Source organism: Bacillus sp. BC05(2025) (assembly GCF_056725905.1).
Window position 1 is genome coordinate 12,358 of sequence record NZ_JBWYRA010000004.1, and the last position, 13,711, is coordinate 26,068.

11 protein-coding genes and 1 other annotated feature are annotated in these 13,711 nt (G+C 36.3%); of the genes, 9 read left to right on the forward strand and 2 right to left on the reverse strand.

Translation table 11 applies throughout. The annotated features are described in order from the left end of the window. The first annotated feature begins 344 nt into the window (after positions 1-344). From ACZ76X_RS14300 to ACZ76X_RS14325, 6 genes are all read left to right on the forward strand, one after another. Positions 345-1,616 carry a cation:dicarboxylate symporter family transporter gene (locus ACZ76X_RS14300; RefSeq protein ID WP_000713273.1) on the forward strand — a complete coding sequence of 424 codons (1,272 nt, stop codon included), beginning with the start codon at positions 345-347 and terminating at the stop codon, positions 1,614-1,616. Positions 1,617-1,640: 24 nt separating this feature from the next. Next, on the forward strand, positions 1,641-3,080 hold the full coding sequence (aspA, locus tag ACZ76X_RS14305) for an aspartate ammonia-lyase (protein WP_479850756.1): 1,440 nt from the start codon (positions 1,641-1,643) through the stop codon (positions 3,078-3,080). A 75-nt stretch (positions 3,081-3,155) separates the two neighbouring features. Then, complete coding sequence (gene malS, locus ACZ76X_RS14310) at positions 3,156-4,868, forward strand: oxaloacetate-decarboxylating malate dehydrogenase (RefSeq protein WP_479850757.1); 1,713 nt, start codon at positions 3,156-3,158, stop codon at positions 4,866-4,868. A gap of 63 nt (positions 4,869-4,931) precedes the next feature. After that, a complete protein-coding gene (locus ACZ76X_RS14315; RefSeq protein WP_479850758.1) occupies positions 4,932-6,230 on the forward strand; it encodes a sensor histidine kinase in 1,299 nt (432 codons plus the stop codon). 2 nt (positions 6,231-6,232) lie between these two features. Then, positions 6,233-7,165 (forward strand): response regulator, encoded by a 933-nt coding sequence (locus ACZ76X_RS14320; RefSeq protein ID WP_098670477.1) that lies wholly within the window; start codon positions 6,233-6,235, stop codon positions 7,163-7,165. 117 nt (positions 7,166-7,282) lie between these two features. Continuing rightward, positions 7,283-10,477, forward strand: a complete 3,195-nt coding sequence (locus ACZ76X_RS14325) for an SNF2 helicase associated domain-containing protein (protein ID WP_479850759.1) — start codon at positions 7,283-7,285, stop codon at positions 10,475-10,477. Positions 10,478-10,577: 100 nt separating this feature from the next. On the opposite strand, the gene ACZ76X_RS14330 is transcribed toward ACZ76X_RS14325, so the two are convergent. Beyond that, positions 10,578-10,712 (reverse strand): DUF3934 domain-containing protein, encoded by a 135-nt coding sequence (locus tag ACZ76X_RS14330; protein ID WP_000047591.1) that lies wholly within the window; start codon positions 10,710-10,712, stop codon positions 10,578-10,580. Between the two features lie 98 nt (positions 10,713-10,810). Here ACZ76X_RS14330 and ACZ76X_RS14335 point away from each other — a divergent pair, with 98 nt between their 5' ends. From ACZ76X_RS14335 to ACZ76X_RS14345, 3 genes are all read left to right on the forward strand, one after another. After that, the gene (locus ACZ76X_RS14335; protein WP_479850760.1) at positions 10,811-10,984 is read left to right on the forward strand and encodes a hypothetical protein; all 174 of its coding nucleotides are present in this window, start codon (positions 10,811-10,813) and stop codon (positions 10,982-10,984) included. 130 nt (positions 10,985-11,114) lie between these two features. After that, positions 11,115-11,373, forward strand: a binding site (T-box leader). A 70-nt stretch (positions 11,374-11,443) separates the two neighbouring features. Next, positions 11,444-12,427, forward strand: coding sequence for an aspartate--ammonia ligase (gene asnA / locus ACZ76X_RS14340; RefSeq protein WP_061676615.1), 984 nt, complete (start codon positions 11,444-11,446; stop codon positions 12,425-12,427). A 136-nt stretch (positions 12,428-12,563) separates the two neighbouring features. Continuing rightward, entirely contained in the window at positions 12,564-13,004 is a 441-nt protein-coding gene (locus tag ACZ76X_RS14345) for a helix-turn-helix domain-containing protein (RefSeq protein ID WP_479850761.1), read from the forward strand. A gap of 193 nt (positions 13,005-13,197) precedes the next feature. Here the strand turns inward: ACZ76X_RS14345 and ACZ76X_RS14350 are convergent, their stop codons facing one another. Further along, positions 13,198-13,650, reverse strand: coding sequence for a VOC family protein (locus ACZ76X_RS14350; protein WP_479850762.1), 453 nt, complete (start codon positions 13,648-13,650; stop codon positions 13,198-13,200). Positions 13,651-13,711: the final 61 nt, after the last annotated feature.

Sequence of the window (13,711 nt, forward strand, 5' to 3'; positions counted from 1 at the left end):
GGAACAAAGGCGAATGCCTTTGTTCCTTTTTCGGAAAATGAAAAAGAAAAGAAGAAGATAGAACGAATTTTTGTACATAATTTTTCATATCATCCACTCCTTTTCATTTCGATTTGTTGTAAGTATATATCTTTTTGATTATACGAAAGAATCTGATTACTTATCAAGTATATTTTATTTCTTTTTAATAAAAAGGTGTCAATGAAAAAGAAAAGAAAAATTTTCGAATTTTTTGTGACGAACTTGTAGGTTTTTGTATGATTTTGTAGTTTCCCTTATATGATGTGTGAGTAAGCTTTTATAAATACGAAATGAAAGCGTTCGCATAAAGGGGATGAACATAAATGAAAAAATTCGGATTGGCGACACAAATCTTTGTCGCACTTGTTTTAGGGATTGTAGTAGGGGCAATCTTCTATGGTAATAAAACGGCGATTTCTTATATCACACCAATTGGAGATATATTTATTCACTTAATTAAAATGATCGTAGTACCGATTGTTATTTCAGCATTAATTGTTGCGGTAGCTGGTGTAGGAGATATGAAGAAGCTTGGGAAACTGGGCGGTAAGACAATTCTTTATTTCGAAATTATTACGACAATCGCTATTTTAATGGGATTACTTGCGGCAAATATATTCCAGCCGGGTACTGGCGTTGATATGAATAACTTACAACAAAGTGATATTTCTTCTTACAAACAAACAGCAGATGCTACAGAGAAGCAAGGATTCGCTGAGACGATTGTTCATATCGTACCGAAAAACGTATTTGAATCGATTGCACAAGGTGACTTATTACCGATTATTTTCTTCTCAGTATTATTCGGTTTAGGAGTTGCAGCAATTGGAGAAAAGGGAAAGCCTGTCTTTAATTTCTTTGAAGGTGTACTCGAAGCGATGTTTTGGGTTACAAATCAAGTTATGAAATTTGCACCGTTTGGTGTATTCGCATTAATTGCGGTTACGGTTGCGAAATTTGGTGTAGCAACACTACTTCCTTTAGGAAAACTAGTGCTAGCTGTATACGTAACTGTTATACTATTCGTTGTGATTGTATTAGGTATTAATGCACGAATGGTTGGCGTAAACATTTTTACATTAATGAAAATTTTAAAAGAAGAACTTATTCTTTCATTTACGACAGCAAGTTCAGAAGCTGTTCTACCTAATATAATGAGAAAAATGGAAGAGTTCGGTTGTCCAAAGGCAGTTGCTTCTTTCGTTATTCCGACAGGTTATACATTTAACTTGACTGGATCGGCTATTTATCAAGCGTTAGCCGCATTGTTTGTTGCACAAATGTACGGTGTGCACATGTCACTGACAGAGCAAATCACGTTATTATTCGTTCTCATGTTAACATCCAAAGGTATGGCGGGAGTTCCAGGTGCATCGTTTGTTGTTGTATTAGCAACATTAGGTTCAATGGGCTTACCACTAGAAGGTATCGCATTAATTGCGGGGATTGACCGCATTTTAGATATGATTCGCTCATCTGTCAATGTATTAGGAAATGCATTAGCAGCCATTGTTATGTCGAAGTGGGAAGGCGAATTCGATAATGAGAAAGCAAAACAATATGTAGAAACAGTCAAAGAAACAAAAGCAGCATAAGAAATCGTTAAGGAGTGAATAATCATGGCAACAGTAACTGAAGTTAAAAATGGTGTTCGAATTGAAAAAGATTTTCTAGGTGAAAAAGAAGTACCAAACTATGCATACTACGGCGTACAAACAATGCGTGCAGTTGAAAACTTCCCAATTACAGGATACAAAATCCATGAAGGTTTAATTAGAGCGTTCGCAGTTGTAAAAAAAGCAGCAGCGCTTGCTAATACAGATGTAGGAAGATTGGAATTGAACAAGGGCGGCGCGATCGCAGAAGCTGCTCAAGAAATTCTTGATGGAAAATGGCATGATCATTTCATCGTAGATCCAATTCAAGGCGGAGCAGGTACTTCAATGAACATGAATGCAAATGAAGTCATTGCCAACCGTGCTCTTGAATTATTAGGAATGGAAAAGGGAGACTATCATTATATTAGTCCAAATAGTCATGTAAACATGGCGCAATCAACAAACGATGCATTCCCAACGGCGATTCATATCGCAACATTAAACGCATTAGAAGGTTTATTACAAACGATGGGTTATATGCACGATGTGTTTGAATTAAAAGCAGAACAGTTCGATCATGTTATTAAAATGGGACGTACACATTTACAAGACGCTGTGCCAATTCGTCTTGGACAAGAATTTAAAGCGTACTCTCGCGTACTTGAACGTGATATGAAACGAATTCAGCAATCACGTCAACACTTATATGAAGTGAATATGGGGGCAACTGCAGTTGGTACAGGATTAAATGCAGATCCAGAATATATTGAAGCAGTTGTGAAACATTTAGCTGCAATTAGTGAGCTACCACTTGTTGGTGCAGAAGACCTAGTAGATGCAACGCAAAATACGGATGCATATACAGAAGTATCAGCAGCACTTAAAGTATGTATGATGAATATGTCTAAAATCGCGAATGACCTTCGCTTAATGGCATCAGGTCCACGCGTTGGTTTAGCGGAAATTATGCTACCAGCTCGTCAACCAGGTTCATCTATTATGCCAGGGAAAGTAAATCCTGTTATGCCTGAAGTAATTAATCAAATTGCGTTCCAAGTCATTGGTAACGACCATACAATTTGCCTTGCTTCAGAAGCAGGACAATTAGAATTAAACGTTATGGAACCAGTACTTGTTTTCAACTTACTTCAATCAATTAGCATTATGAATAACGGTTTCCGTGCCTTTACAGATAATTGCTTAAAAGGAATTGAAGCGAATGAAGATCGTTTAAAAGAGTATGTTGAGAAGAGTGTAGGAATTATTACAGCCGTGAACCCTCATATCGGTTATGAAGCAGCAGCTCGCGTTGCGAAAGAAGCAATCGCGACAGGGCAATCCGTTCGAGAACTTTGTGTGAAAAATGGTGTACTGTCACAAGAAGACTTAGAATTAATTCTAGATCCATTCGAAATGACACACCCAGGGATTGCAGGAGCAACTCTTTTAAAGAAAAATTAAAAGAAGAGGGGGGACAAGCCCCTCTTTTTTGTTTACAATATAGAAATGCTATATATGAATAGAGGTAGGGATGTTATGAGTAAGTTTACAGTAGCTTCTAATGGTTCATTAGAAACGACATTAAGAGGAGTGGAAGTATTATCAACACCACTTTTAAATAAAGGGGTCGCTTTCACGCAAGAAGAAAGAGAAGAATTAGGTTTAAAAGGGTTATTACCCCCAGCAGTTTTAACATTAGAAGAACAAGCACGCCGAGCATACGAACAATTTTGTTCTCAGCCGGATGATTTATTAAAGAATGTATACTTAACAGCGTTACATGATCGAAATGAAGTATTATTTTATCGTATTTTAACAGATCACTTGCGCGAAATGTTACCAATCGTATATACACCAACAGTCGGTGTAGCGATTCAAAGGTACAGTCATGAATACCGTAAACCACGTGGTGTGTATTTATCAATTAACGATCCGTCAGGTATTGAAGAAGCATTTGCGAATATCGGTGCAACAGCAGAAAATATTGATTTAGTCGTTGTAACAGATGGAGAAGGCATACTTGGAATTGGTGACTGGGGCGTTGGTGGTATTAACATCGCCATCGGAAAATTAGCTGTTTATACGGCCGCGGTTGGAATCGATCCTAGTCGTGTATTACCGGTAATTCTAGACGTAGGTACAAATCGTGAAGAATTATTAAACAATCCATTTTACATTGGAAATCGTCACCCTCGTATAACTGGTGAAGCTTACGATGAGTTTATTGATACGTTTGTACAAGCGGTAAGTAAGCAATTCCCGAAAGCACTCTTACATTGGGAAGACTTTAGTTCTAGAAATGCACGAAAAATTCTAGATAAATATCGTCATGACATTTGTACATTTAATGATGATATTCAAGGTACAGGTGCAGTTTCACTTGCTGCTGTGTTATCGGCAGTGAAAGCTTCGGGTGTACCACTAAGTGAACACCGCGTTGTTGTATTTGGTGCTGGTACGGCTGGAATTGGTATCGCAGATCAAGTTAGAGATGCAATGGTCCGCGTAGGTGTATCAGAAGAAGAATCGTATAAGCGTTTCTGGTGTATTGATCGTAACGGATTAGTTACAGATAATATGGAAGATCTTCTTGATTTCCAAATGCCGTATGCAAGAAAAGCAGCGGAAGTAAGTGAGTGGAAGCAAAATGGTGTAATCGGACTTGCTGAAGTTGTGAAACATGTAAAACCGACAATTTTAATTGGTACATCAACTGTTGCAGGCGCATTTAAAGAAGAGATTATTAAAGAAATGGCTTCTCACGTAGAAAGACCAATCATTTTACCGATGTCGAATCCGACGCCACTTGCTGAAGCAAAACCAGTTGATTTAATTGAGTGGACAGAAGGAAGAGCATTAGTTGCAACAGGAAGTCCATTTGAACCAGTTACATATAACGGCGTAACGTATGTGATTGGACAATCAAATAACGCACTTATTTTCCCGGGTCTTGGTCTTGGAACAATTGTCGTACGTGCAAGCGTCATGACGGATGGAATGTTTGCAGCAGCAGCTGAAGCAGTTGCAAGCATGGTAGATACAAGTCAGCCAGGAGCACCTATTTTACCAGAAGTTGAAGAGTTACGTAATATCTCGGAAATGGTTGCAATTGAAGTAGCGAAAGTTGCTGTTGCAGAAGGTGTAGCTAGAGAGAACTTAAGTGATAACGATATCAAGATTGCAGTGAAAGAAGCAATCTGGGAGCCGGAGTATCGCCAAATAAAAGCGGTAGAAAAGGTTAGAATATAGAAATAAAGCCCGTTTATAAAAATAAGCGGGCTTTCACTTTTATTACCGAAAAAAGTATAGGAAGTGGCAGCTTTGAATTGGAATCAATTATGGAAGAAAGATATTTCCCTTTTAATTATATTAATGGTTGTTGTTCCAATTGCTGGAGAGCTTAATTTTCATCCTTTTAATGATACGTTTCGCGTTAGCTTTGGGACACCGCTTTTTTTCTTTTTATTGCTATTTTTAAGAAGAATACCAGCAGCGGCTGCAGGTATTCTTGTCGGTATATGTGTCGTTTTATTCCGCGTATGTCTTGACTGGGTCATGCAAGGTTCATTTCATATGACAGAATCATTTTATTTGCGCTATCCTGTGTTTTTTTATTATTTTATTTATGGAAGTCTTTTTTCACTCTGTAGGGTGAATAAGTTTCATCAGAGACCAATCGTTATTGGATGCCTTGGGATTACAATTGAAATTATCGCAAGTATGTCTGAACTAGCGATTTATCATATGGTCGTGCTTGGTACAACGATAATAGTTTCTGAATTAAATAAACTTATTATTATTGCTATTTTCCGTAGTTTCTTTGCACTCGGCTTTTTAAATATGATGAATTTATATGAAACAAAATTAAAAGAATCACAAGTCCGAAAAGAAAATGAAAAAATGTTCATGCACCTTTCAAATTTATATGTAGAATCAGTTCATTTGAAAAAAACGTTACAAAATGCAGAATTGATTACACAAGAAGCATATCAACTATATCGAAACTTACAAGCGAACGATGATTCCAGCAGTAAAACAGCATTGAAAATAGCAGGAGAAGTGCACGAAATAAAAAAGGATAATCAAAGGATTTTTGCAGGATTATCTAAACTGTTATTAGATAAAAATGTGGCAGAGTATGTAGAAGGTCATGAGCTTACAGAAATGATTGTAAGAATAAATGAAAAGTATGCTGAAATGCTAGAGAAAGATATACGCTTTTCTAAACATATAGAAGGTGAACACGCTGCATACCACGTGTATACAGTGCTATCAATCTTTAATAACTTAGTTGCGAATGCAGTAGAAGCAATTGAAGATAGAGGTCTCATTCATATGAAATTATATAAACGAGTGCAACATGTAGTCTTTGAAGTAATTGACGATGGACCTGGTATTGCACAAAAATATAAGAAGTTAGTATTTAAGCCCGGGTTTACTTCAAAGTATGACCAAACGGGAACACCGTCAACAGGCATTGGACTTTCTTACATACGCGAAATGGTAACAGAGCTTGGCGGAGAAGTAAGGCTAGAAGATAATGAAACTGGAAAAGGGTGTAAGTTTATCGTTTGTTTACCGGAGTGCAGTTTAAAGCGGGAAGGGGAATAGGTTTGTTTTATTATATCGTAGATGATGATGAAGTTTTCCGTTCGATGCTTTCACAAATTATTGAGGATGGCGATCTTGGGGAAGTAATTGGAGAATCGGAAGACGGAGCTTTTGTTGAAGCAGAACAGTTAAATTATAAAAAAGTGGATATTTTATTTATTGATTTACTAATGCCTATGAGAGATGGCATTGAAACAGTTCGCCATATAGCGTCTTCATTTACTGGGAAAATTATTATGATTTCTCAAGTTGAATCGAAACAGCTCATTGGCGAGGCGTATACACTTGGTGTGGAATATTATATTACGAAACCACTAAACAAAATAGAAGTAGTATCGGTTGTACGAAAAGTGATAGAGCGTATTCGTTTGGAACGTTCTATATATGACATTCAAAAATCATTAAATAGTGTGTTTCAGTGGGAAAAACCGCAAATGCGTAGTGAAACAGTGCAAGAAGGGAAAAAGATATCAGATTCCGGACGCTTCTTACTAGCAGAACTTGGTATTGCGGGAGAGAACGGGAGTAAAGATTTACTTAGTATGTTGGAATATTTATATGGGCAAGAAAAGGCGCAAACATTTGAATTCGGATTTCCTGCATTAAAAGATATATTTCACCAAATAACATTAAAAAAATTAGATAATATGGCTTCAGATGCAGATATAGATAAGGAAAGAAAAGCATCCGAACAACGTGTAAGAAGAGCGATTTATCAATCGTTGAATCATTTAGCTTCCCTCGGACTAACAGACTTTTCAAATCCGAAATTTGAAAGCTATGCTCCGAAGTTTTTTGATTTCACTGTAGTTAGAAGACGGATGACAGAAATGACAAAGGATGAAATAGCGACTTCTGGACATATACGAATTAATACGAAGAAATTTATTCAGGTGCTGTATTTTGAAGCGAAACGGTTGATGGAGATAGAGTGAAGAAGATGCTTATAAATAAGCATCTTTTTTGTTGAATCAACATTTTATATTTTCTCGTTGAGCATGTAAAATATTAAGTAAGAGAAAATGGTTTTACATTAAGGCGGTGTCAAAGCAATGGGTTTTACATTAAATAAATCGATTATTAAAGAAGTATGCGGAGAAACCTCATATAAAAGAGGCGAAGCTTATTATAAATCAAATAAAGTAATCGTGAATCATTATGATGAAACGAACGAAATTTGTGAGGCGACGGTAAAAGGAAATGAAGATTTTCATGTTACAGTAGAAAAAGCTAAAAAAGGTGATGTAGTTGCAAGATGTAGTTGTCCTTCGTTAGCGTCTTTTCAAACGTACTGTCAACATGTTGCAGCCGTACTGATACAAATAAATTATAACCAGCAAACGGGTGGGATGGGCTCTGTTAGTAGCAGAAATGATCAATTAACAAACGGGATGTTTCAGTTGTTTGCAGACAAACCGCTGCGGCCAAAGAGTAAACAACATCGTTTTGATACACGTGAAATATTAGATGTTGCGTTTATATGTTCATCAGTAGCGACGAAAAGTGGTGGGGCCCTTCTTGGAATTCAGCTGAAACTTGCGAAAACATATTTTATAAATCATATTAGAGAATTTCTTTCTAAAGTGGAGAAAAGAGAGACATTTCATTGTTCCAATGAATTTACATACACACCAGATGTACATAGTTTTAAACAAGAAACGGACGCGATTATACAACAACTCATAAAAATATATCATAATGAAAAAATGTATGAAGATGCGTTAGAAGTACATGCGAAACAAGATGAAAGTATGATATTTATACCACCAGCTTCGTGGAGAAATATACTCTCTTCACTTTCTAAAGTGGAGCATGTACATCTGAAACAAAATGAGCAACTGTTTCACGGGTTACAAATTTCAAAAGGATTATTGCCATTACATTTTGAGTTTACGAAAGGCAATAATGGTGGATTTACACTTCATATAGATGGTCTAAATCGTGTTCAAGTTATGGAAATGTATAACTATGCTCTTTGTGATGGTAAATTATACCATTTACCTATTGAAGATTGTATGCGACTTATTGAATTGCAAAAAATGATGAGTCGCTCAAATAGCAATCAGTTTTATATTCCTGAAAATAAGATGGAACATTTCGTAGCGAAAGTTGTACCTGGATTAATGAAACTTGGAACGGTACGCATTGATGAAATAATATCCGATCATGTTGAAACGTCGTCTTTAAAAGCAAAGTTGTATTTAGATCGAGTGAAAAATCGTTTGTTAGCAGGTCTTGAATTTCATTATGGAAACGTCATGATCAATCCGCTAGAAGAAGACGGACAACCGTCTGTTTTTAATCGCGATGAGAAAAAGGAAAAAGAGATTTTGGACATTATGAGTGAAAGTGCCTTCGCAAAAACGGAAGGCGGTTATTTTATGCATAATGAAGAAGCAGAGTATAACTTTTTATATCATGTCGTCCCAACGTTAAAAGGCTTAGTTGATATTTATGCGACAACAGCAATTAAATTACGCATTCATAAAGGGGATACAGCACCTCTTATTAGGGTGAGAAGAAAAGAAAGAATTGATTGGTTGTCATTTCGCTTTGATATAAAAGGAATACCGGAAGCGGAAATTAAAGGTGTATTAGTGGCTCTTGAAGAAAAACGAAAATATTACCGGCTTGCGAATGGTTCTTTATTATCACTAGAGAGCAAAGAGTTTAATGAAATTAATCAGTTTGTAAAAGAATCAGGTATTCGAAAAGAATTTTTACATGGGGAAGAAGTGAATGTTCCGCTTATTCGGAGTGTAAAATGGATGAACGGACTACATGAAGGTAATGTTTTAAGTTTAGATGAGTCTGTTCGAGATTTAGTTGAAAGCATTCAAAATCCGAAAAAGTTAAAGTTTACAGTACCGCCAACTTTACATGCTGTAATGAGAGAGTATCAAGTATACGGATTCGAGTGGATGAAAACGCTCGCCTATTACCGTTTTGGTGGTATTTTAGCAGACGATATGGGACTTGGGAAAACGCTGCAAAGCATTGCTTTTATAGATTCTGTTTTGCCTGAAATTCGGGAGAAGAAGCTACCTATATTAGTCGTTTCACCGTCCTCTCTCGTCTACAATTGGTTTAGTGAATTGAAAAAATTCGCCCCGCATATTAGAGCGGTTATTGCAGATGGAAATCAAACAGAACGACGAAAAATCTTACAAGACGTAGCGGGATTTGATGTCGTCATTACGTCATATCCGTTACTGAGAAGAGATATAAGATCGTATGCGAGGCCATTTCATACACTATTTCTTGATGAAGCACAGGCGTTTAAAAATCCTACAACACAAACTGCAAGAGCAGTGAAAACAATTCAAGCTGAATATCGTTTTGGATTAACGGGAACGCCTGTCGAAAATTCATTAGAAGAGCTATGGTCTATTTTCCACGTCGTATTTCCAGAATTATTACCAGGAAGAAAAGAATTCGGTGATTTAAGGCGAGAAGATATAGCGAAGCGCGTAAAACCTTTCGTATTAAGACGATTAAAAGAAGACGTATTACAGGAGCTTCCAGATAAAATAGAGCACTTACAGTCATCGGAATTATTACCAGATCAAAAGAGACTATATGCTGCTTATTTAGCGAAATTAAGGGAAGAAACGTTAAAACATTTAGATAAAGATACGTTACGTAAAAATAAAATTAGAATTTTAGCTGGCTTAACGAGATTGCGACAAATTTGTAATCATCCCGCTTTATTCGTTGATGATTACAAGGGGAGTTCAGCTAAATTTGAGCAATTGTTAGACATACTTGAGGAATGCAGAAGTACTGGTAAGAGAATTTTAATTTTTTCTCAATTTACGAAGATGCTGTCCATTATTGGTCGTGAGTTAAATCGTCAAGCGATTCCATACTTTTATTTAGACGGAAATACACCTTCGCAAGAACGTGTAGAGCTATGTGACCGGTTTAACGAAGGGGAAGGGGACCTATTTCTCATTTCTTTAAAAGCTGGTGGTACAGGTCTTAATTTAACGGGTGCTGATACGGTTATATTGTACGACTTATGGTGGAATCCAGCTGTTGAACAACAAGCAGCAGATAGGGCATATCGAATGGGACAAAAAAATACGGTACAAGTCATTAAGTTAGTGGCTCACGGAACAATTGAGGAAAAAATGCATGAACTGCAAGAAAGTAAGAAACATTTAATCGCTGAAGTGATTGAGCCAGGAGAAGAGAAATTATCATCCATCACGGAGGAAGAAATTCGAGATATTTTAATGATCTAATAAAGAAAGCTATGCCTTCAAATGTATGAGAGCATAGCTTTTTTATTGTAACAATTATATTTTGTTTTGTACAAAGTAAAGAAATCAAATTTTATTTAAATTATTTCTTTGTACCTTTACTTTTGTATGGTTTTGCAGCTTTCTTTTTCTTTGCGCTTGATTGCCAACGGTTCCATCCTTTACTTCCTGTACCTTGTCCTACACCTTTTTTCGGTTTTGCTTTCGTTTTACTCATATGATCACTCCGTTATATAAAATCTTATTTAATAATAGTCAATGATTTAGAAAATACTCTTTATAAATGACTATGTTTACTTTAAGTAAAAAAACTGCTTGAATGCTATAGTATATCATGAATTTGCAAGTAAACTGAAAGGAATTGCAAAGAAAATGAAAATAATACGAAATACTGCGGATTCTATATTTCGAACGATTACATTACTTGTTGTGTACATGTTAGTTTCGGTTAGTGAAACGTTTTTTGGAGTGACGAAGCAAAAGAAGTGAAGATGCTATATTGAAAACAATCAATAAAGCCGTAAAATAAAGAATTGAAAAATATTTTTAAATTTTTGTTGACTTTCTTTATTTTTTGTATAGAATAATCATTAATAAAATGTTTCAGAGATGTGACAACAAAACGACTATGAAAGGACGAGTAGTAGTAGGATGTAGTCTAAGCGAGTCAGGGGTGGTGTGAGCCTGATACGAAGCCTATTATGAAGAACCTCCTGGAGTTGCTAACCGAAATCCTTTACAGGAAAGTAGACTTAGCCGGGAACTTCGCCGTTACAAGAAGAACAGTATCGAGATATTTCATCTCCGTATTGTATAAGTGAGCAACCTCTGTTGCTAATTTGGGTGGTACCGCGGAACCAAAGCCTTTCGTCCCAGTTTTTTGGGGAAGAAGGGCTTTTTTTGTTGGCTTCTTTTCACAACATCCAAACATTTTAGGAGGAAACCACCATGTATCAATCATTAATGACAGTAAGAGAGACTCAAATCGCAATTAAGGAAGTTAAAACATTTTTCGAGGATCAATTAGCAAAACGCCTTGAACTATTCCGCGTATCTGCACCATTATTCGTAACGAAAAAATCAGGATTAAACGATCATCTAAACGGTGTAGAACGTCCAATTGAATTTGATATGTTACACTCAGGAGAAGAATTAGAAATTGTTCACTCACTAGCGAAGTGGAAACGATTTGCACTGCATGAATATGGATATGAAGCTGGTGAAGGTTTATATACAAACATGAACGCGATCCGTCGTGATGAAGAACTTGATGCAACACATTCTATTTACGTTGACCAATGGGATTGGGAAAAAATCGTTCAAAAAGAATGGCGTACTGTAGATTACTTACAAAAAACAGTACAAACAATTTATGGAATATTCAAAGATTTAGAAGACCACTTATTTGAAAAGTATCCGTTCCTTGGAAAGTATTTACCAGAAGAAATTGTTTTCATCACTTCCCAAGAACTAGAAGATAAATATCCAGAATTAACACCGAAAGATCGTGAACATGCAATTGCCAAGGAGCACGGTGCAGTCTTCATTATCGGAATTGGTGATGCACTTCGTTCAGGTGAAAAGCATGATGGACGCGCAGCTGATTATGATGATTGGAAATTAAACGGTGACATTTTATTCTGGCACCCAGTATTACAATCTTCATTTGAATTATCATCAATGGGAATTCGTGTTGATAGTAAATCACTTGATGAGCAGTTAACGAAAACAGGTGAAGACTTTAAACGTGAGTACGATTTCCATAAAGGTATTTTAGAAGACGTACTACCATTAACAATTGGCGGTGGTATTGGACAATCAAGAATGTGCATGTACTTCTTACGTAAAGCGCATATCGGTGAAGTTCAATCTTCTGTATGGCCTGACGATTTACGTGAAGCTTGCAAGAAAGAAAACATTCATCTGTTTTAATAGAAGAGAGAGGTTAACTCAAAGAGTTATCCTCTCTTTTTTATTGTGTAAACGAATGGTTTACAGTGAGTTTTACTAATAGTTTCTTTCTTTTTCATCTCCTAATATGTAATAATTTGTTAAAGGAGGGGACGTTATGAGCTTAGGACAACAACTTAAAAGATTACGAGAGTCACAAGGATTTTCACAGGAAGATGTTGCTAAGAAAATTGGTGTGACAAGGCAAGCTGTGTATAAGTGGGAACATGATAAAAGCTGTCCGGATATTGATAATTTAATTTTGCTTAGCGAAATGTATAATGTCACGCTAGATGAATTAATAAAAGGACACCAAAGCTTTAAAGAGAAAATACATATTGATGAAGAAGATGAAGATTTTGAGAAAGAGAATGAATTTGGTTTCTACATTGGATTTGGTTTGCTAATTGTGAGTGCTTTCGTTGATTATGAAGGAATGCAAGAGATATTATTAGGGATAGCACTATTCATGATGGTTTTTTACTCTGACGTAAAGAAAGTTATGTTGAATGAGTTCAGATCGTTTTTCAAAAGAAAAGATATATATGATAAGAAGTGAGAAGAGTCAGTTATATTTCCTAGGAAAGAGTATAACAAGTAAAAAATTGTTTTATAATAATTTTAGGATATTGATAGTATGTTAAAAAAACCAAACAAGCATAACCCCGTTCTAAAGTTAGGACGGGGTTGAAAATCTAAGCTTTATTAAGAAAGAATATCTTTCAAATATTTTTAATTCAGTAAAACATTCCTTATTTGTTACCGAGTTCTTCCGCTAAACCGATTAAAATGCCTTCCGTTCCTCGAATGTAGCAGAGACGATACGAATTCTCGTACTGAACTATTTCGCCAACGAGCTGAGCACCATGCTTAGCAAGTCTGGATACCATTTCGTCAATGTCTTCAACGGTGAACATGACGCGCAAATAACCGAGGGCGTTTACAGGAGCTGTCCGGTGATCTGCTATAGTAGGTGGTGTGAGAAATCGCGAAAGTTCAATTCGGCTATGGCCATCTGGAGTCACCATCATAGCAATCTCCACGCACTGAGAACCGAGACCGGTTACGCGACCAGCCCATTCACCTTCGATAGTAGCTCGCCCTTCGAGTTTTAATCCAATCTCTTCGAAGAAAGAGATTGCGTTATCAAGAGATTCTACAACGATGCTGACATTGTCCATTCTTAGTAACTTGTTGTTTGCCATAGTCTTTATCTCCTTATATGTATAAATTTGTTGTTTAATTCTCCTCATAATTATACTAAAG